Below are 19,094 nucleotides of genomic sequence, written 5' to 3'. Positions count from 1 at the left end.
GCCCGCCCGGCGGGCGGCGCGGCCGGCGGGCGGTGACGGCGCTGCTCGGGGTGCTGGCCGGGGCCCTGCTGGTGCTCTGCGGGGCCGGACTGGGGGTGGTGGGGGCCGCGGTCGTCGGCGCGGGCGGACCCGCCGGGCCGGGGCGGCAGGCGCAGGCGCCGTCCGCCGCCGCGGCCGCGCCGTCGTCGTCCGCCCCGTCCGCGCCGGTCGCCAGGCTCGGGGTGGAGGTGGCCGACGGCGAAGGGCCCGGGGCGCTGATCGTCGGCGTGCACGTGCCCGGCCCCGGGTCCTCGGCGGGCCTCGTGCGCGGGGACGTCCTCCTCGCCTTCGGCGCCACCCGCGTCGAATCGGCCGCCGACCTGGCACGCGCCGTCGCCCGGGCCCGCCCGGGCGACGAGGTGGAGCTGACGGTGCGCCGTCGCGGCGGCCACCGGCAGCTGACGGCCGTCCCCGGCGTCGTCACATGACCACGCGGAAGTGGCTGGCGAGCCGGCCCTCGTCGTCCAGGACGTGGAAGGCGAGCCCGACCGGGGCGTCCCGGTCCGCGACCTGCTCGCCCTCCCAGGGCAGCCGCAGCGTCCAGGTCACACCCGGCCCCACCAGCACCGGACGGCCGGCGAACGTGGTGGCGGCCGGGGTGTGGGCATGACCGGTGATCAGCCCGGCGACCTCGGGCCGGCGCGCCAGCAGGGCGGCCAGCCGCTCGGGGGCGGGAAAGGGGGAGGAGTCGGGCAGGGGGTGGTGCAGCGGCACCGGCGGGTGGTGGAAGGCGAGCAGGACCGGAAGACCGTCGTCGAGCCCGTCGAGCGTCGACTCGATCCAGGCACAGGTCTCCGCGTCCAGTTCCCCCTCGTCGCGGCCCGGGACGCTCGAGTCGCACCTCAGCACCGCGCCGCCGTCCAGTACGTGCGCGCTGTTGACCGGCCCGTCGGCGGCCGGCCGGCCCAGCAGCGCCTTGCGGTACGGCGCCCGGCTGTCGTGGTTGCCGGGACAGGTCAGCACGGGGAACGGGGCGTCCCCGTCGCGCAGCCCCAGCGGACGGGCGGCCTCCTCGTACTCGGCCTCGGCGCCGTGGTCGGCGATGTCCCCGGTCACCAGGAGCGCGTCCGGCGGGACCGGCAGCCCCCACAGCCGGTCCCGCACCCGCCGGGCGCGCTCCGTCGCCCGCCCGGTTCCGTCCGGACGCAGATCGCTGATGTGCGCGAGCACGAGCACGGTCGTGGCCCTCCCGGTACGACTGCTCATGGCTGAATGTGGTCAAGCCATTAGATGTGGCGGTGGGGCGACGATGTGCCGTGAGGTGGGGCGGTTCGCGGGGCGAACCCCGCGAACCGGCTCGCGTCACCCCCGCCCGCCCGGCAGGATGCTGCCCGTACCCTGCTGTCCGCCTGGGAGGCCCCCGCATGACCGGCGCCGCACCCGCGTCCTTCACCGCCGACGACTACGAGAACCGCATGGAGCGCGCGGCGCGGCAGGCCGCCGACGCCGGGCTCGCCGGACTGCTCGTGGCGCCCGGCCCCGACCTGGTGTGGCTCACCGGCTACGCCCCCACCGCCGTCACCGAGCGGCTCACCCTGCTGGTCCTGGCCGTCGGCCGGGACCCCGTGCTCGTCGTCCCCACCCTGGAGGCCCCGGACGCCGAGCGCGCCCCCGGCGCCCCGGCCCTCACCCTGCGCGACTGGACCGACGGCGAGGACCCCTACGCCACCGCCGCGGCCCTGCTGGACGCGGACGGCCGGTTCGGCGTCAGCGACAACGCCTGGGCCCTGCACCTGCTGGGCCTGCAGAAGGCGCTGCCCGGCACCTCCTACGCCTCCCTCACCGAGGCCCTGCCCATGCTGCGCGCCGTCAAGGACCGGGCGGAGCTGGAACTCCTCGCCGCCGCCGGGGCCGCCGCGGACGCCGCGTTCGAGGAGATCCGGGGCGTCGCCTTCGCCGGCCGCCGCGAGACCGACGTCGCCGCCGACCTCGCCGCCCTGCTGCGCCGGTTCGGGCACTCCCAGGTCGACTTCACGATCGTCGCCTCCGGCCCCAACGGCGCCAACCCGCACCACGAGATCGGCGACCGCGTCATCGAACGCGGCGACATGGTCGTCCTCGACTTCGGCGGCCTCAAGGACGGCTACGGATCCGACACCTCCCGCACCGTCCACGTCGGCGAACCCACCGACGAGGAGCGCCGGGTGCACGACCTGGTGCGCGAGGCCCAGGAGGCGGGATTCCGCGCGGTGCGGCCCGGAGCCGCCTGCCAGGACGTCGACCGTGCCGCCCGCGCGGTCATCGCCGACGCCGGGTACGGGGAGTGCTTCATCCACCGCACCGGGCACGGCATCGGCGTCACCACGCACGAACCCCCGTACATGATCGAGGGCGAGGAGCAGCCCCTCGTCCCCGGCATGTGCTTCTCCGTCGAACCCGGCGTCTACCTGCCCGGCCGGTTCGGCGTGCGCATCGAGGACATCGTGACCGTCACCGAGGACGGCGGACGGCGGTTGAACAACACCGAGCGGGAGATGGTGACGGTGGACTGAACGGCCCCTTCCGTCCCTTCCCGCCTCCCCGTTTCCCCGCCTCCCCGAACGACAATGGCGCGCCCATGACCCAGGCACCGACACCCACCGCGGACACCGTCCGCCGACTGGCCCGTTCCCTGCTGAAGGGCGGCGGCGCGGACCTCACCGCCGGACCCGACGTCCGGCCCGTCACCGAGGGCGCCGAGCCCGCCGCCTGGTGGGTCGGCGGCCGCCATGTGCTGCGCCTGGCCCGGGACCGTGAGGCGAGCGCGCGTCGGCGCCGCGAGCTGCGGCTGCGCGACCTCGTCCGCCCGCACCTCCCGGTCGCGGTGCCGTCCGCCGCGGCACACGGCGAGTGGGCACCCGGTCTGCTCTGCGTCCTGGACACCCGGCTGGCCGGCGGGACGGCGGAGGAGCACCGCGTCTCCGCCGTCGGAGAGACCGACCTGGCCGGGCTGCTCACGGGACTGCGGGAGGTGCCGGCACGGCAGGCGGAGGCGCTCGGCGTGCCGCGCGTCCCCCCGCGCTCCCTGGAGGCCCTGCGCCGGGCCGCCGCGGAGGCCGCCGGACGGCTCGCCGCGGCCGACGAGTTCGACCCGGGCCGGCTGAACCGGCTCACGCCGCCCGCCGCGGTCCAGCTGGCCGCCCAGCCCGGCACGGCCGTCCTCGTCCACCACGCCCTCACCGGCGGGCACCTCGTGGTGAGCGACGACGGCCGGGTACGGGGGGTCCTCGGCTGGGACGCGGCGGTGGTCGGCGACCCGGCCGAGGACATCGCGGGCCTCGCCCTCGCCGTCGGCGCCCCGGCCGCCGTACGCGCCGCCACCCTCGCCGGCTACGGCGCCCGCCCCTGCCTGCGCGGGCTGTGGCTGGCCCGCTGCGACGCCCTGGTCCGGCTCGCCGAGGCGCTCGCCGGCCCCGCCGCCGCCCCGTCGCTGCGCCCCGTGCGCATCGGGCTGCGCCGCGCCTGGGAACCGATCATGCTGGAGCGCGTGACGGACCTCGGCGGCGACGAGACCCCGTAGCCGCGGCGGTCACTCCTGCAGCAGCACCACCGCCGACTCCGCGGGCAGCCGCAGCACCCCGTCCGGGCCCGGCGTCTCCACCGGCTCCCACGCGGCCAGGACGCGCGCGCCGGGGACGCCCAGGGGGATCTCCGCCCGCTCGGCGCCGAGGTTCACCGCGACCCGGACGTCCCCCCGCCGGAAGGCCAGCCAGCGGTGCTCCTCGTCGTAGGCCACCTTCGTGTCGCCGAGGTCCGGGTCGGTGAGGTCCGGCTGCTCGTGGCGCAGGGCGACGAGCAGCCGGTACCAGGCCAGCACGCGCGCGTGGGGCTCGCGTTCCGGCTCCGACCAGTCCAGGCAGGAGCGGTCGCGGGTGGCGGGGTCCTGCGGGTCGGGCACGTCCTGCTCGGCCCAGCCGTGCGCCGCGAACTCCCGCCGTCTGCCCGCGCTCACCGCCTCGGCGAGCTCCGGGTCGGTGTGGTCGGTGAAGAACTGCCAGGGCGTGCCCGCCGCCCACTCCTCGCCCATGAACAGCATGGGCGTGAAGGGAGAGGTCAGCGTGAGGGCCGCCGCGCAGGCCAGCAGCCCGGGGGAGACCAGGGCGGACAGACGGTCCCCCCGGGCGCGGTTGCCGACCTGGTCGTGGGTCTGGCCGTAGCCGAGGAGCCGGTGCCCGGCCACCCGGTTGCGGTCCAGGGGGCGGCCGTGGTGCCTGCCCCGGAAACTCGAGTAGGTGCCGTCGTGGAAGAAACCGCCGGTGAGCGTCTTGGCGAGGGCCGTGAACGGGGCGCGCGCGAAGTCGGCGTAGTAGCCCTGCGCCTCACCGGTCAGCGCGGTGTGCAGGGCGTGGTGGAAGTCGTCGTTCCACTGTGCGTGCAGCCCGAGACCGCCCTCCGCGCGGGGCCTGACGAGCCGGGGGTCGTTGAGGTCCGACTCGGCGATCAGGAACAGGGGCCGGCCGGTGTCGGCGGCGAGGGCGTCCACGGCCCCGGACAGCTCCTCCAGGAAGTGGCACGCGCGCGTGTCCACCAGCGCGTGCACCGCGTCCAGCCGCAGCCCGTCGAACCGGTAGTCCCGCAGCCAGGCCAGCGCGCTGTCCACCAGGAACGCGCGCACCTCGTCGGAGCCGGGCGCGTCCAGGTTGACCGCAGCCCCCCACGGGGTGTGATGGGTGTCCGTGAAGTACGGCCCGAACCGCGGCAGGTGATTCCCGGACGGTCCCAGGTGGTTGTGCACGACGTCCAGCACGACGCCCAGGCCGAGCGCGTGCGCCCGGTCGACGAACCGCTTCAGTCCCTCGGGCCCGCCGTAGGGCTCGTGCACCGCCCACAGCGAGACCCCCTCGTACCCCCACCCGTGCCGGCCCGGGAACGGGCACACCGGCATCAGCTCCACATGTGTCACGCCCAGCTCCGCGAGATGACCGAGCCGCTCGGCGGCGGCGTCGAAGGTGCCCTCGCGGGTGTACGTCCCCACGTGCAGCTCGTACAGCACCGCGCCCGGCAGCGGGAGCCCCGCCCACTCCGTACGCCAGTCGAAGCGGTCGTGGTCGACGACGGCGCTCAGCCCGTCCGGCCCGTCCGGCTGCCGGCGCGAGCGCGGATCGGGCAGGACCGGACCGTCGTCCAGTGCGAAGCCGTACCGGGAGCCGTCGTGCGCCCCGGCCTCCCCCCGCCACCACCCCTCCCGCTGCGGATCGCGCTCCAACGCGCGCGTGACGCCGTCGCACTGGAGCGTCACTCGGCCGGCCTGCGGTGCCCACACCTCGAACTGCACGGACGGTTCCCCTTCGTCTGCTCACCGTGATGTAGCCCCTCCATCGTGCGCCATGGGAGATCAATTCGCCGGGGGATCCTCCCTTTTGCGGCGGGTGTCGCCGGGCACGCGCGCGCGGTGGCCGGTCGCCCCGCTTTCTGGACAGTCCGGCCGTCGCTGACCGACAATCGGCGACGTGACGTCGTCCTTCGAGTTCCACACGTACCCCGCGCGGCTCTCCGACGCGGAGCGCGACAAGGCGCTGAGCGTGCTGCGGGACGGCGTCGCCATGGGCCGCCTGTCCCACGACACGTTCGTCCGGCGCATGGAACTCGCGCTCACGGCACGCCGTTCCGACGAGCTCGCCGCGCTCACCGCCGACCTCCCGCAGGAAAACCGCTTCTCCCGCCTGGTGTTCGGCACCGTGGAGGCCGTCTCCGGGTTCACCGTGCGGCTGCGCCGGGCCTGGCAGGCCGAGAAGCTCCCCAAACTGCTGCTGCCGCACCCGGCGACCGGCCACCCCCTGCGCATAGGCCGCGACCCCGGCAGCGGACTGCGGATCAGCCACGAGACGGTCTCCCGCGTGCACGCCGAACTCCGCCACCAGGGAGGCCTCTGGGTGCTGCGGGACCTCGGCTCCACCAACGGCACCACGGTGAACGGGCGTCGGGTGGTCGGCGCGGCCGTCGTCCGCGAGGGCGACCAGATCGGCTTCGGGCAGATCACCTACCGGCTCGCGACACACTGACCCCCCGCGAACCCTCCCGGCCGCCGGGGCGCCGACGTGCTCCCGAAGCCGCGGCCGGCCGCGGAGCCTTCCGTTCGGGTGAGCCGGGGTGGGGTCCGGGCCCCGCCGTGCCGATGCATCGGGAATGACGCACACCTCACTGAAAGCGGTACGGGCGGGACTGTTCGCCGCCCTCGTCCTCCTCGCGTGCGCGGTGCCCGCCCGGGCCACCGACGGGCACACCGCCGAGGACAGCTGGCTGCAGCTCACGGTCAGCCACGGAGAGACGTCGTCCACCTCGGTGGACGGCACCATGCTGCGGTGCGACCCGCCCCGGGGACACCGGCACGCCACCGAGGCCTGCGCGGAACTGGCCGCGGTGGACGGACACATCGCCGACATCCCGCCGAAGGACGCCATCTGCCCGCTGGTCCACGCCCCGGTGACGGCGCGCGCGAACGGGATGTGGCGCGGCCGCCCCGTGGCCTACACCGAAACCTTCTCGAACACCTGCATGCTGACCGCCCGGACGGGTCGGGTCTTCGCCCTGGACGAGGCGTAGCGACGCCCCGCGAACGCCGGGCCGGCGCATCCCCGGCCCGGCACCGGCACCCGCGAGCACCCCCTCACCGGGCCTGCTCGCGGGCCTGGCGGGCGGCCACCAGCACCGTGCGGGACTGGTGCTCGACCTGGTGGTCCACCGGGACCCACCGGGCGCGGAAGCGCCCGGCGAACGCGGCGCTCCAGCGCGCGACCAGCGCCTCCAGACGGGCCGCCGCCCCCGCGTCGCTCCCCCGCAGCGCACGCCACGACATCGCCGCCGCCCGGAGCGGCACCCGCCGCGCGAACGCGTCCACACTGCCCACGTACGCCCGCGTGCCGTCCGCGGGCGGCACGCGGACCAGGTCGGCGGCCAGCCCCGGCACCAGCTCCAGCCCCCAGGCCGCCGCCCGCAGCAGCGGACCGTCCGCCTCCTCGTGCCGCGGACGCGCCTCCTCCAGCACCCGTCGCACCTCGCCCGCGTCCCGCAGCAGCCGGTCCGCGAGACGGCGCATCGCCGCGTCCGGGTCCGGATGCGGCGCCGGGTCGTCCACCAGGTCACTGGCCCACATCGGCACCTCGATCACCGCCGTCAGACCGCCGTACCGGTGGGCGTGGTACCAGGTGCTGTGCCGCGCGTCGTCGGTCAGGCTCGGATAGGCCGGCGCGGCCTCCGGAGCCGGCATCACGTGCACCCCGGGACCGGACGCGGGCCAGCCCGCCGCGTCCGAGGCGCCCGTCTCCACCGGGATGTGCAGCTGCGCCGCCGACTTGGCGAACGGCTCGGCGAGTCCGGGCACGTCCCTCGTCAGCTGCACCCAGCTGCCGCCCAGGTCCGTGCCGTGCAGGGACACCTGCAGATAGGGCCGCACCTCGTCGATGACCCCGGTCAGCGCCCGGGTCTCGGGCGGCAGCCGGTCGGGCGGCAGCACCGACGGCGCCCACTCCGGCTGGTCCGGCCCCGCAGGACGGAAGAACCCCAGGTGGTAGTCGTACAGGCTGCGCGGCGCCGGTGTCACGTGGAGGCTCGCCCCGTCGGGGTCCGCGCACAGCAGGAAGTGCCACGACGTGCCGTCGCGCAGCTCCCGCTCCCGGACCGTCCGCCGGGCCAGCGCGAGCAGCGTGCCCCCGCCGGCCGGCTCGTTGGCGTGGGCGCCGGCGACCACCAGCACGGCCCGCCGCGCGTGTCCGACGGACAGCAGGTGCAACGGCCGGCCCGCCCGGGAGACCCCCACCTGCCGCAGGACGCACAGACCGGGCGACGCGTCCGCCAGCGCGCGGGCGGCGGAGACCAGTTCGCCCACCGTCGGATAGCGCAGCTCCACCAGCGGACCCACCCCCCGTCACAACCGCCCGAATCCGCTGTGCGCAGTACCCCACGGCCGGGAGGCGGTGTCAAGGGCGCGGGGTGAAGGCCCCCGGGGGTGCTCGGGGATCAGTCCGGCAGCCGCTCCAGCAGCGCCACGGGCGAGCGCTCGAGCAGCTCCTCCAGGCGCGCGTCCCCGCTGAACTCCCGCCCCGTCCCCAGCGCGTCGGCCCACCGCCCCGGCGGCAGGGGCAGCCGGGTGCCGCGCCAGCCGCCCGCCTCCGCCAGCCGCAGCGACAGTCGGGTCACCGCGGTGAGCGCCTTCCCGGAGCGGACGAAGGCCAGGCAGTGCGACGCCGCGGGGCCCTCGGCCGGCAGCGGGTCGTACGAGGCCGTGCCGCCGAAGACGTCCGGCCACCGTGCCCGCAGCCGCAGCGCGGCCCGCGTCACCGCCTCCTTGCCGTCCCCGTCGCTCCCGCCGGCCGCGAACCGCACGGGCCGCCGGTTGTCCGGGTCGACCAGCGCCCGGTACTCGTGCTCGGTGCCCTGGTAGAGGTCGGGCACGCCCGGCATCGTCAGCTGGACCAGCGCCGTGCCCAGCACGTTCGCCCGGATGTGCGGCTCCAGCGAGGCGCGCAGCGCCGCCACCCGCCCGCCCGGGGCCCCGCAGGGTCCCGCCGCCACGAAGCGCGCCACCGCCTCCTCGTACGCCGGTTCCTGCTCCGTCCAGCTCGTGTACAGCCCGGCCTCCCGCACGTGCTTCAGCAGCGCCTCCCGCACCCGCTCCTCCTCCGCCGGGCCGAGTCCGAACACCGTCTGCCAGGCCGCCCACGCCAGCTGCGCGTCCGGCGCGTCCCCGCCCGCCCCGGCGACCTCCGCCAGGACGCCGGCCCAGCGTTCCGGGGACTCGGTGAGCACCTGCAGCGCCGCCCGCACGTCGGCGCTGCGCTTGGTGTCGTGCGTCGAGACGACCGTCCCGGTCGACGGCCAGTCCCGCTGCACGCGCGCGCAGTACGCGTGGAACCGCTCCGGGGACACCGCCGGGTCGCCGGGGTTCCCGCCCACCTCCGTCGCCGACAGCAGCGGCACGTAGCGGTAGAACGCGGTGTCCTCCACGGACTTGGCCCGCAACGCCGACGCGGTCTGCGCGAACCGCGTACGGAACTCCACGTGCTCCGGCCCGTCCCCGTACCGCCCGAGCACCAGATCCCGTACGACGTCCACCGCCCCGGCCTCCTCGGGGACGGCGAAGGCGAGCCGGGCCTCGGCGGCGGCCTCCTCGGTGACCACCGAGGCCGCGTCCACGGAGGCGTAGGGGCGGTACACCTCCAGCCGCACCAGCAGCTCCCGCAGGGCGGTGCGCAGCGCCCAGGGCGCGCGGTCGCGCAGCGCGAGCTCCGGCGAGGTCGCGCACAGCCGGCCCGCCACCCGGGTCAGCCGGTCCACCTCGGCGGCCAGCTCGTGCGTGAGCACCTGGTGCGCGGCCCGCCGCACCGTGGCGGCCCAGTCGCCGCCCCGGTCCGTCCGCGGGGCGGCGTACCGCCGGTACCGGGCGAGCAGCTCACCGAACCCCGCCGGGTCCGTGAACAGCCCGTCCACGTGCCGCAGGGCGTCGTAGCCGGTGGTGCCGGCGACCGGCCAGGAGGCGGGCAGCGCCTCGCCGTCGGCGAGGATCTTCTCCACCACCGTCCACCGGCCGCCCGTGGCCCGGTGCAGCCGCCGCAGATAGCCGTCGGGGTCGGCGAGCCCGTCCGGGTGGTCGACGCGCAGCCCGTCGACCACGCCCTCCCGGAGCAGCTGGAGGATCTTGGCGTGGGTGGCCTCGAACACCTCCGGGTCCTCCACCCGCACCCCGATCAGCTCGGAGATGCTGAAGAACCGCCGGTAGTTGAGCTCGGTGCGGGCCAGCCGCCACCACACCGGCCGGTACCACTGCGCGTCCAGCAGCCGCGGCAGCGGCAGCCCGGCCGTCCCCTCGCGCAACGGGAACGCGTGGTCGTGGTAGCGCAGCACGTCACCGTCCACCTCCAGGTGGGGGGCCTCCGTGCCCAGCGGCCCGCCGAGCACCGGCAGCAGCACCTGGCCGCCCCCCGCCTCCCAGTCGATGTCGAACCACCGCGCGTGGCGTGCGGCGGGGCCCTCGCGCAGCACCTCCCACAGGGCGCGGTTGTGGCGCGGGGACATCGCCATGTGGTTCGGGACGATGTCGACGATCAGCCCGAGGCCGTGCTCCCGCGCGGTGCGCGCCAGCTCCCGCAGCCCCCGCTCACCGCCGAGTTCCTCGCGCACGCGCGTGTGGTCCACCACGTCGTAGCCGTGCTGCGAGCCGGGCACGGCCTCCAGGACGGGCGACAGATGCAGATGAGACACGCCGAGCGAGGCCACGTACGGCACGGCGTCCACCGCCGCTCCGAACGGGAAAGCGGGCTGCAACTGCAGCCGGTAGGTGGCCGTGGGCACCGCCGGGTCAGGTCGCTCAGAGGTCATGGGAACCTACGTACCCGCGTGGCCGCCTTGTCTGTCACCGCGCGCGCCACCGGATCGCCCGTCGCCCGGACGGGCGATCCGGCGGCGCGCCGTTTCGGCCGCCGCTACGCCGGCCGCCGCAGCACCGTCATGCTGCGGTCGGTCAGGGTCAGCCGGGCGCCCGCCGCCACCTCCGGGCCGGTCCCGGGCGGTACGCCGTCCGCGCGTGCGGTGTCGACGACCACCTGCCACCGCCGGCCGTGGCCGACCGGCACGACGAAGTCCAGCGGCTCGGGCGAGGCGTTGAACATCAGCAGGAACGAGTCGTCGGTGATGCGCTCGCCGCGCTGCCCCGGCTCGGAGATCGCGTTGCCGTTGAGGAACACCGTCAGCGCGGACGCCTGCGCGGAATCCCAGTCCCGCTGGGTCATCTCCGCGCCCTCGGGGGTGAACCAGGCGATGTCGGAGAGGTCGTCGTGGGTGCCCTCCACCGGCCGGCCGTGGAAGAAGCGGCGCCGGCGGAACACCGGGTGGTCCTTGCGCAGCCACACCATCGCGCGGGTGAACTCCAGCAGCCGCCGACGCGGGTCGTCCCCGTCGCCCGGGTCGTCCCCGTCCTCCCCGGGCGCGGGCCAGTCGAGCCAGGCCAGTTCGTTGTCCTGGCAGTAGGCGTTGTTGTTGCCGCGCTGGGTGCGGGCCACCTCGTCGCCGTGGCTGATCATCGGCACGCCCTGGGAGAGCATCAGCGTGGCGATGAAGTTGCGCATCTGCCGGGCCCGCAGCCGCAGCACGTCCGGGTCGTCGGTCTCGCCCTCGGTCCCGCAGTTCCAGGACCGGTTGTGGCTCTCCCCGTCCCGGTTGTCCTCGCCGTTGGCCTGGTTGTGCTTGTCGTCGTACGCCACCAGGTCATGCAGCGTGAAGCCGTCGTGGCAGGTCACGAAGTTGATCGAGGCCAGCGGGCGGCGTCCGTCGTCCTGGTACAGGTCGGAGGAGCCGGTCAGCCGGGAGGCGAACTCCGCGAGCGCGCGCGGCTCGCCGCGCCACAGGTCCCGCACGGTGTCGCGGTACTTGCCGTTCCACTCGGTCCACAGCGGGGGGAAGTTGCCCACCTGGTAGCCGCCCTCCCCGACGTCCCACGGCTCGGCGATCAGCTTCACCTGGGAGACCACCGGGTCCTGCTGGACCAGGTCGAAGAACGACGACAGCCGGTCCACCTCGTGGAACTGCCGCGCGAGGGTCGCCGCGAGGTCGAAGCGGAACCCGTCGACGTGCATCTCGGTGACCCAGTACCGCAGCGAGTCCATGATCATCTGCAGTACGTGCGGGGACCGCATGAGCAGGGAGTTCCCGGTGCCCGTCGTGTCCATGTAGTAGCGGGGGTCGTCGGTCAGCCGGTAGTACGACGGGTTGTCGATGCCCTTGAGGGACAGCGTCGGGCCCAGGTGGTTGCCCTCGGCGGTGTGGTTGTAGACCACGTCCAGGATCACCTCGATCCCGGCCTCGTGCAGCGCCTTCACCGCCGACTTGAACTCCAGCACCTGCTGGCCCCGGTCGCCCCAGGACGCGTAGGCGTTGTGCGGGGCGAAGAAGCCGATGGTGTTGTAGCCCCAGTAGTTGTTCAGGCCCATGTCCACCAGCCGGTGGTCGTTGACGAACTGGTGCACCGGCATCAGCTCCAGCGCGGTCACGCCGAGTTCGGTCAGGTGCTCGATGATCGCCGGGTGGGCGAGGCCCGCGTAGGTGCCGCGCAGCTCCTCGGGCAGACCCGGGTGGCGCATGGTGAGGCCCTTGACGTGGGCCTCGTAGATCACCGTGTGGTGGTACTCCGTCCGGGGGCGCCGGTCGTCGCCCCAGTCGAAGTACGGGTTGACCACGACCGACGTCATCGTGTGCGGCGCCGAGTCGAGGTCGTTGCGCCGGTCGGGGTCGTCGAAGTGGTAGCCGTAGACCTCCTCGCCCCACTGGATCGAGCCACTGATCGCACGCGCGTACGGATCGAGCAGCAGTTTCGCGGAATTGCAGCGCAGCCCCCGCTCGGGGGCGTACGGCCCGTGCACACGGAAGCCGTACCGCTGCCCGGGCATGATCCCGGGCAGGTACGCGTGCCGCACGAACGCGTCGCTCTCGCGCATCTCGACCGCGGTCTCGGAGCCGTCGTCGTGCAGCAGACACAGCTCCACTCGGTCCGCGGCCTCCGTGAAGACCGCGAAGTTCGTTCCGGCGCCGTCGTACGTGGCACCGAGCGGATACGCCTCGCCAGGCCAGACCTGCATGGACACGACTCTTTCAGGTGTACGGCGCCGACGGGGCGCCTTGGCTCCGAGTGTTCCCGTGTCTCCCCGAAAGGACGGGAAACACCTCCTACCCGGGCCGGCGGGGTCCGATGACCCGTGACCGCCGCCGATCCCGCTATGAATCCGCTCACTCCCGAGGGCGCCGCGGGCGGAACGGGCCGGTGAATGGCGCACGTTGGGAAACGACCCTGCCCATCGGGCTGCACCGTGCGCCGCTGGCGGAGTACTCTCCTTGATCGTTGGGACGGGAGCGCTCGGGGGAGTGGAAGGCGGTACGCGGGTGGGCACGGGAGGGCTGGAGCTGCCCCCTGGTGACGGCGGTCACGAGGGGAGCGGTTCCCCGGACGTCCCGCCCGGTGCGGTGTCCCTGGCACGGCCGATGGACGCGGGCTCGATCGGGCCGGACCTGGACTGGGGCGCCGACGCCTGGCGCGAGGTGCGCACCCGCGCCCAGCGGGCCGGCCGCGCCTACATCTGGCTGAACCTCGTCGAGCAGCGGCTGCGCGCGGTCGTGGCGGCCGTCCTGCGGCCCGTCTACGAGCCGGTGCACGGCGACGACTGGGTGGTCGCCGCCGCCGGACCCGCCGGGCAGGAGTGGGTGCAGCGCGCGGTCGCGGTGCGCGAGGTCAGCCGCCGCAAGGGCTATCTGCTCGACCCGGCCGACGACAACGTGCTGTCCTTCCTCACCCTGCCGCAGCTGCGTGAGCTGATGGTCCAGCACTGGCCGTGCTTCGAGCCGTACTTCGACGACCGCAGGGACGTCGAACTCGCCCTGGACGAGCTGGAGGTCACCCGCAACGTCGTCTCCCGCAACCGGGCGCTGTCCGAGGCGGTGCTGAACCAGGCCGAGCGGGCCTCGGCGCGGCTCCTCGAGATGCTCGGCGCCGGCGGCGACGTGCCGTCCGCGCGCCGGCTGCCCATCGACGCGGTCGAGGACCTGGTCGGCGACCGGTACGCCGACGTCGTCGCCGTCCACCCCGACCGGGTGCGGCTGCTGCGCCAGTTCCCGGCCGAGGACATCTTCGGCGGGGCCCGCCGCCTGGACGCCCTCGGCATCGGCCTCAACCTGCTGGTGCAGAACTTCTCCGGACGCCGCCTGGTGCGGCTGGCGGAGTCCGGCTGCCGGGTGCGGCTGCTGTTCCTGAACCCGGCCTCCAGCGCCGTCAAGCGCCGCGAGCGCGAGCTCGGTCTCAAGCGCGGCGAGCTCGGCCGCAGCGTGGAGATGAACATCCTGCACATGCGCCGCGTCCGGTCCCGGCTGCGCGACCCGGGCGCCTTCGAGATCCAGGTCTACGACGAGACGCCCCGCTGCACCGCCTACCTGGTGGACGGCGACGGTTCGGACGGCGTCGCGGTGGTGCAGAACCATCTGCGCCGGGCCCGGGGGATGGAGGCGCCGGTGCTGGTCCTGCGCAACGGCACGAAGGTGGTCAAGCCGGGCGAGGTCGAGGAGGGCGGGCTGTTCCCCACCTACCGCGAGGAGTTCGAGCTGATGTGGACGGATTCGCGGCCGGTGTCCTGAACGGGCCGTGAGCGGCCGTCCCGGCCGATGGGCGGAATGCGATCCTCCGATTGTCAGTGGCGCGTGCGAAGGTGGGAACCACTGGGGGAACGCACCACACAGAAGGGGGCAGTCATGGGCTGGCACCGGGAACTGCTGATCGGCTTCGACCTGGAGACGACGGGCACCGACCCGCGCGAGGCGCGGATCGTCACGGGGGCCGTGATCGAGGTGAGAGCGGGGGAGCCGCTGGACCGCAGGGAGTGGCTGGCCGATCCGGGCGTGCCGATCCCGCCGGACGCGGTGGCCGTGCACGGCGTCAGCAACGAGCGGGCGACCGCCGAGGGCAGCCCCGCCGCCCAGGTCGCCGACGCCATCGCCGAGACCCTCACCGCCCACTGGAGGGCGGGCGTCCCGGTCGTCGCCTACAACGCCACCTTCGACCTGACCCTGCTCTCCGCCGAACTGCGGCGGTACGCACTGCCGTCCCTGCGCGACCGTCTGGGTGGCGCCGATCCCGCGCCGGTCGTCGACCCGTACACCATCGACCGTTCCGTCGACCGCTACCGGCGCGGCAAGCGCAATCTGGAGGCGGTCTGCGCGGAGTACGGCGTCGTCCTCGACGCGGCGCACGACGCGACCGCCGACGCCCTCGCGGCGGCCCGGCTGGCCTGCGCGATAGCCGGCCGCCATCCCGCGGTCGCGGCCCTCGACCCGGCGGAGCTGCACCGCCGCCAGATCGAGTGGTACGCCGCGTGGGCGGCGGACTTCCAGGACTTCCTGCGCCGCAAGGGCGACGCCACCGCGGTGATCGACGGCACCTGGCCGCTGCGCGAGCCGGCGGGCGAGCGGGTCTGACCCGCCGGGCGGGCCGGAGTCAGAAGGGATACCAGCGCACGCTCTCGTCCCCGTCCCGCAGCGACGCCACCCGGCGCCGGAACTCGGCCAGCGCCCTGGGGTTGCCCGGGGCGTGCTGGGCGACCCAGGCGCAGCTGGCGGTCTCCCGCGCGCCGCGCAGCACCGAGCAGCCCTCCCAGGCGCGCACGTCCCAGCCGTAGACGGCGGTGAAGGACGCGTACGCCTCGTCCGGCAGCCCGTAGCGGTCGTGCGAGAGGGCCATGACCACCAGGTCGTGCTCGCGCAGATCGGCGGAGAAGGTCTCCAGGTCGGTCAGGACCGGCCCGTCCGGCCCGATGTACACGTTCCGGGGCAGCGCGTCCCCGTGGATGGGCCCCCGCGGCAGCTCGGGCGTCAGCGCCGCCGCGGCCGCCGCGAAACCGTCGCGGCGCTCGCGCAGGTACGCCGCGTCCTCCGGGTCGACGGCGTCGCCCGCCAGCCGCAGCCAGCGTTCCACACCGCCCAGCAGCTCACGGGGCGGCAGCGCGAACGGGGGAGCGGGCAGTGCGTGCACCAGCCGCAGCAGTTCGGCCAGATCCCGGGGCTCGGCGGGCCGCACCGCCTCCGGCAGCCGGTGCCACACGGTCACCGGGTGTCCCTCGACCAGCAGGGCCTCCGGCTCGGCCGCCCGCACCGCCGGCACGCCCTGCTCCGCCAGCCAGCCCGCGACGGCCAGCTCCCGGCGGGCCCGCTCCAGCAGCTCGGCGTCCCGGCCCACCTTGACGGCCAGGCCGCCGACGGCGAACACCGCGTTCTCACCGAGGGCGAGCAGCCGCGCGTCCGCCGCCGCACCGGGCAGCACCCCGGCCGCCGCCAGCACGTCCCGTGCCCGTGCCTCGTCCATCACTCCGCCTCCGTGTCCGTGCGCGTCCGACCGCCGGGATCCGGCCGTCCGTCGGCCAGTGTCGCATTGGCACGGGCGGCGGAGGTGTGCGCGGTGCCTTGACGAGGCAGACCGCCTTCACGAGCATGACCTGGCCCGCCCGCGCCGTGCGAAGGGGCTGATTCCGTGACACCGGTGACCGAGGTGAGGAGACCGGCGCCCGGCGCGCCCCGCCGGGTCCGCCGGCCGGGCCGCGCCCTCGGCCACGGCCCGTGGTTCCTGGTGCTGCCCGCGCTGATCCCGATCCTCGTCCTCAGCGTCGGCCCGCTCCTTTACGGCGTCCTGCTGGCCTTCACCGACGCCCAGTCGGGCCGCACCGAGCCGACCCGGTGGATCGGCACCCTCAACTTCCAGGACCTGCTGCAGGACACACTGTTCTGGGAGTCGTTCCGCATCGGCCTGGTCTGGGCGGTGGGGGTCACGGTGCCGCAGTTCCTGCTGGCGCTCGGTCTCGCCCTGCTGCTCGACCAGGACCTGAAGCTGCGCCGGCTCGCCCGCGCCCTGGCGATCGTCCCCTGGGCGATGCCCGAGGTCGTCGTCGGCGTCATGTGGCGGATCGTCTACAACCCCGACGCCGGCGTCCTCAACGAGACGCTGCGCGACCTGGGCCTCGGCGACGGCCGGGACTGGCTCAGCGGACTCGCCACCGCCCTGCCCGCGGTGATCGTCGTGGGCGTGTGGGCCGGGATGCCCCAGACCACGGTCGCGCTGCTCGCCGGGCTCCAGAACACCCCGCGCGAGCTGCACGAGGCGGCGGCGGTCGACGGCGCCGGCGCCTGGCGCCGCTTCCGCACGGTCACCTGGCCCGCCGTTCGTCCCGTCGCCCTCGCCGTCACGGCGCTCAACCTGATCTGGAACTTCAACTCCTTCGCCCTGGTCTACGTGCTGACCAACGGCGGCCCCGGGGGCCGCACCCGGCTGCCCATGCTCTTCGCCTACGAAGAGGCCTTCCGCTACGGGCAGTTCGGCTACGCGGCGGCGATGGGCTGTGTCATGGTCGCCGGGGTCTCGATCGCGCTGGCCGTCTTCCTCGCCGGCCGGCTCCGGGGAGGTGACGACAGATGAGGACCTCCACCGGGGCCCGCGCCGGTCAGTACGCCGCGCTGCTCGCGTACCTGGTCTTCCTCGCCCTCCCGTTCCTCTGGCTGGTCTCCACCGCGTTCAAGCCGCCGGCCGAGCTGGCCCGTCTGCACCCGACCTGGATCCCCCAGGACCCCACCCTCGCCAATTTCCGCCAGGCCTTCGACGAACAGCCGCTGCTGCGGGCCGCCCTCAACTCCCTGCTCGCCGCGCTCGCGTCGGCCGTCGTCGCCGTCGTCGTCGCCACCCCGGTGGCGTACGTGACGGCCCGTCACCGCGGCGCGCTCGGCCGGGCCGCGACCGGCTGGGTGGTGGTCAGCCAGGCGTTCCCGTTCGTGCTGCTGATCATCCCGCTGTTCCTGGTGCTGAAGAACCTGCGGCTGATCGACTCCGTGCCCGGTCTGGTGCTGGTCTACGTGGTCTGGGCGCTGCCCTTCGCCCTGTGGATGCTCACCGGACACGTCCGTGCCGTGCCGGCCGAGCTGGAGGAGGCGGCGGCGGTCGACGGGGCCGGGCGGCTGCGGATCCTGGTGTCGGTGACCGTGCCGCTGCTCGCGCCGGGGATCGTGGCGACCGCGCTGTTCGCCTTCGTCACCGCGTGGAACGAGTTCTTCTTCGCCCTCGTCCTGCTCAAGACCCCGGAGAAGCAGACCCTGCCGGTCGTCCTCACCCACTTCATCGGCGCCGAGGGGGTCGCCGACCTCGGCCCGCTGGCGGCCGCCGCGTTCCTCGCGACGCTGCCCTCCCTGGTCGTCTTCGCGATCATCCAGCGGCGGATCACGGGCGGCGTGCTCGCCGGGGCGGTGAAGGGCTGATGCGCACCAGGATCCTCGTGGCGGCCCTCGCCGTCGTCCTGCTCCTCGCGGGCTGCTCCTCCGGCGGCACCCGCGACGACGGCCGCGTCACCCTGCGCTTCCAGTCCCTGGCCTGGCAGAAGGAGTCGGTCGAGGTCAACGAGGAACTGGTCGAGGAGTGGAACGCCACCCACCCGGACGTCCGGGTGGAGTACGTCCAGGGCAGCTGGGACAGCGTCCACGACCAGCTCCTCACCTCCTTCGAGGGCGGCGAGGCCCCCGACATCGTCCACGACGCCTCCGACGACCTCGCCGACTTCGCCCACGGCGGCCACCTGGCCGATCTGACGGACCTGCTGCCCGAGCGGCTGAAGTCCGACATCCCGCCCAGCGGCTGGCAGACCGTCACCTTCGGCGACGGCGTCTACGGCGTCCCCTTCCTCCAGGAACCGCGCGTGCTCATCGCCAACGCCACCTGGCTGAAGGAGTCCGGCGTCCGCGTCCCGACCCCCGGCCACCCCTGGAGCTGGGCCGAGTTCCGCCAGGTGACCGACCGGCTCGCGGGCGACGGGAAGTACGGCGTCGCCTGGCCGCTCAGGGAGCCCGTGTCCGCCACCCTCAACCTCTCCCTCTCCGCCGGCGGCCGGCTCTTCCACCGGGACGCCGACGGCAAGGTCACCGTGCGGTTCGAGGAGGGCGACGAGGTCGTCCCGCGCACCGTGCACGAGCAGGTGAACACCGACCGCAGCGCCTCGCCCACCACGCTCGGCAGCGGCGGTTCCGACACCCTGCCCGGCTTCTTCGCCGGCACGTACGCGATGGTGCCGCTCGGCTTCTCCTACCGCCAGCAGATCGTCCAGCAGGCGCCGGAGGGCTTCGACTGGCAGGTGCTGCCCGCCCCGGCCGGGACCGGCGGGCTCACCCAGGGCGTCAGCCCGCAGACCCTCTCCGTCGCCCAGGACTGCCCGTACAAGGAGGAGGCCGTCGCCTTCCTCGACTTCCTGCTCCAGCCGCGGAACATGGTCCGCCTGGCCCTCGGTGACTGGATGCTCCCCACCGGCAGCCGGGCCCTCGCCGACCCCGCCCTGCGCACCGCCGAACACGGCTGGGCCACCGGTACCGCGCTCGCCGCCCATCTGCGCCCGGCCCCCGCGCAGACCGTACGGGGCTACCCCGAGTGGAAGGACAAGGTCGCCACCCCGGCGCTCCAGGAGTACTACAGCGGGGCGATCGGCCTCGACGAGCTGCGGAAACGGCTGGAGGAGGACGGGAACCCGGTCCTGGCCCGTTACCAGCGCTGAGCGGCACGCGGAACAAGGTTGCACGAGACGTAT

At 74.7% G+C, this 19,094-nt stretch carries 16 protein-coding genes; 10 read left to right on the top strand and 6 right to left on the bottom strand.

What is annotated here, in order from left to right:
* Positions 1-467: PDZ domain-containing protein (locus ABTY20_RS18540; protein WP_351998070.1), on the top strand; the 467-nt coding region annotated here is incomplete at its 5' end.
* On the opposite strand, the gene ABTY20_RS18535 is transcribed toward ABTY20_RS18540, so the two are convergent.
* Positions 460-1,215, bottom strand: a complete 756-nt coding sequence (locus ABTY20_RS18535; RefSeq protein WP_351998073.1) for a metallophosphoesterase — start codon at positions 1,213-1,215, stop codon at positions 460-462. The two genes, ABTY20_RS18540 and ABTY20_RS18535, sit on opposite strands and share 8 nt — an antisense overlap.
* Before the next feature lie 188 nt (positions 1,216-1,403).
* On the opposite strand from ABTY20_RS18535, the gene ABTY20_RS18530 reads away from it, so the two are divergent.
* On the top strand, positions 1,404-2,531 hold the full coding sequence (locus tag ABTY20_RS18530; RefSeq protein ID WP_351998069.1) for an aminopeptidase P family protein: 1,128 nt from the start codon (positions 1,404-1,406) through the stop codon (positions 2,529-2,531).
* Between the two features lie 65 nt (positions 2,532-2,596).
* Positions 2,597-3,538, top strand: a complete 942-nt coding sequence (locus ABTY20_RS18525; RefSeq protein ID WP_351998068.1) for an aminoglycoside phosphotransferase family protein — start codon at positions 2,597-2,599, stop codon at positions 3,536-3,538.
* A gap of 9 nt (positions 3,539-3,547) precedes the next feature.
* Here ABTY20_RS18525 and treZ read toward each other — a convergent pair whose 3' ends face one another.
* A complete protein-coding gene (gene treZ, locus ABTY20_RS18520; protein WP_351998067.1) occupies positions 3,548-5,293 on the bottom strand; it encodes a malto-oligosyltrehalose trehalohydrolase in 1,746 nt (581 codons plus the stop codon).
* Positions 5,294-5,468: 175 nt separating this feature from the next.
* Between treZ and ABTY20_RS18515 the strand changes: the two genes are divergently transcribed.
* Both ABTY20_RS18515 and ABTY20_RS18510 read left to right on the top strand, forming a co-directional pair.
* Positions 5,469-6,020 (top strand): FHA domain-containing protein, encoded by a 552-nt coding sequence (locus ABTY20_RS18515; RefSeq protein WP_351998066.1) that lies wholly within the window; start codon positions 5,469-5,471, stop codon positions 6,018-6,020.
* A gap of 124 nt (positions 6,021-6,144) precedes the next feature.
* Complete coding sequence (locus ABTY20_RS18510) at positions 6,145-6,561, top strand: SSI family serine proteinase inhibitor (protein WP_351998065.1); 417 nt, start codon at positions 6,145-6,147, stop codon at positions 6,559-6,561.
* Between the two features lie 64 nt (positions 6,562-6,625).
* Here ABTY20_RS18510 and ABTY20_RS18505 read toward each other — a convergent pair whose 3' ends face one another.
* From ABTY20_RS18505 to glgX, 3 genes are all read right to left on the bottom strand, one after another.
* Positions 6,626-7,876, bottom strand: coding sequence for a M14 family zinc carboxypeptidase (locus ABTY20_RS18505; protein ID WP_351998064.1), 1,251 nt, complete (start codon positions 7,874-7,876; stop codon positions 6,626-6,628).
* A gap of 98 nt (positions 7,877-7,974) precedes the next feature.
* Positions 7,975-10,332: a malto-oligosyltrehalose synthase gene (gene treY, locus ABTY20_RS18500; RefSeq protein ID WP_351998063.1), complete on the bottom strand. Its 2,358-nt coding sequence runs from the start codon at positions 10,330-10,332 to the stop codon at positions 7,975-7,977.
* Between the two features lie 104 nt (positions 10,333-10,436).
* Positions 10,437-12,584 (bottom strand): glycogen debranching protein GlgX, encoded by a 2,148-nt coding sequence (glgX, locus tag ABTY20_RS18495; protein ID WP_351998062.1) that lies wholly within the window; start codon positions 12,582-12,584, stop codon positions 10,437-10,439.
* A gap of 301 nt (positions 12,585-12,885) precedes the next feature.
* Here glgX and ABTY20_RS18490 point away from each other — a divergent pair, with 301 nt between their 5' ends.
* Positions 12,886-14,127 carry a DUF5919 domain-containing protein gene (locus tag ABTY20_RS18490; protein WP_351998061.1) on the top strand — a complete coding sequence of 414 codons (1,242 nt, stop codon included), beginning with the start codon at positions 12,886-12,888 and terminating at the stop codon, positions 14,125-14,127.
* A gap of 114 nt (positions 14,128-14,241) precedes the next feature.
* Positions 14,242-14,964, top strand: coding sequence for a 3'-5' exonuclease (locus ABTY20_RS18485; protein WP_351998060.1), 723 nt, complete (start codon positions 14,242-14,244; stop codon positions 14,962-14,964).
* 19 nt (positions 14,965-14,983) lie between these two features.
* Here ABTY20_RS18485 and ABTY20_RS18480 read toward each other — a convergent pair whose 3' ends face one another.
* Entirely contained in the window at positions 14,984-15,847 is an 864-nt protein-coding gene (locus ABTY20_RS18480; protein ID WP_351998059.1) for a phosphotransferase, read from the bottom strand.
* Between the two features lie 165 nt (positions 15,848-16,012).
* Here ABTY20_RS18480 and ABTY20_RS18475 point away from each other — a divergent pair, with 165 nt between their 5' ends.
* From ABTY20_RS18475 to ABTY20_RS18465, 3 genes are read left to right on the top strand one after another with little or no spacing between them, the layout of a single operon-like run.
* On the top strand, positions 16,013-16,951 hold the full coding sequence (locus tag ABTY20_RS18475) for a carbohydrate ABC transporter permease (protein ID WP_351998058.1): 939 nt from the start codon (positions 16,013-16,015) through the stop codon (positions 16,949-16,951).
* Entirely contained in the window at positions 16,948-17,781 is an 834-nt protein-coding gene (locus ABTY20_RS18470) for a carbohydrate ABC transporter permease (protein ID WP_351998057.1), read from the top strand. Before ABTY20_RS18475 ends, ABTY20_RS18470 begins: the two co-directional genes overlap by 4 nt.
* On the top strand, positions 17,781-19,061 hold the full coding sequence (locus ABTY20_RS18465) for an ABC transporter substrate-binding protein (RefSeq protein ID WP_351998056.1): 1,281 nt from the start codon (positions 17,781-17,783) through the stop codon (positions 19,059-19,061). The genes ABTY20_RS18470 and ABTY20_RS18465 overlap by 1 nt, the downstream gene beginning before the upstream one ends.
* Positions 19,062-19,094 lie beyond the last annotated feature (33 nt).

Origin of the sequence: Streptomyces sp. NPDC126497, from assembly GCF_040302425.1 — a bacterium.
GTDB lineage: Bacteria > Actinomycetota > Actinomycetes > Streptomycetales > Streptomycetaceae > Streptomyces.
Note: the sequence above shows the minus strand (reverse complement) of the source record. Positions and strands in the feature narration are given on the sequence as shown.

Coding starts and splice junctions, on each gene's coding strand:
- ABTY20_RS18530 (WP_351998069.1), top strand. CDS start 1,404: ATGACCGGCGCCGCACCCGCGTCCTTCACCGCCGACGACTACGAGAAC.
- ABTY20_RS18525 (WP_351998068.1), top strand. CDS start 2,597: ATGACCCAGGCACCGACACCCACCGCGGACACCGTCCGCCGACTGGCC.
- ABTY20_RS18510 (WP_351998065.1), top strand. CDS start 6,145: ATGACGCACACCTCACTGAAAGCGGTACGGGCGGGACTGTTCGCCGCC.
- treY (WP_351998063.1), bottom strand. CDS start 10,332: ATGACCTCTGAGCGACCTGACCCGGCGGTGCCCACGGCCACCTACCGG.
- glgX (WP_351998062.1), bottom strand. CDS start 12,584: ATGCAGGTCTGGCCTGGCGAGGCGTATCCGCTCGGTGCCACGTACGAC.
- ABTY20_RS18485 (WP_351998060.1), top strand. CDS start 14,242: ATGGGCTGGCACCGGGAACTGCTGATCGGCTTCGACCTGGAGACGACG.
- ABTY20_RS18480 (WP_351998059.1), bottom strand. CDS start 15,847: ATGGACGAGGCACGGGCACGGGACGTGCTGGCGGCGGCCGGGGTGCTG.
- ABTY20_RS18470 (WP_351998057.1), top strand. CDS start 16,948: ATGAGGACCTCCACCGGGGCCCGCGCCGGTCAGTACGCCGCGCTGCTC.
- ABTY20_RS18465 (WP_351998056.1), top strand. CDS start 17,781: ATGCGCACCAGGATCCTCGTGGCGGCCCTCGCCGTCGTCCTGCTCCTC.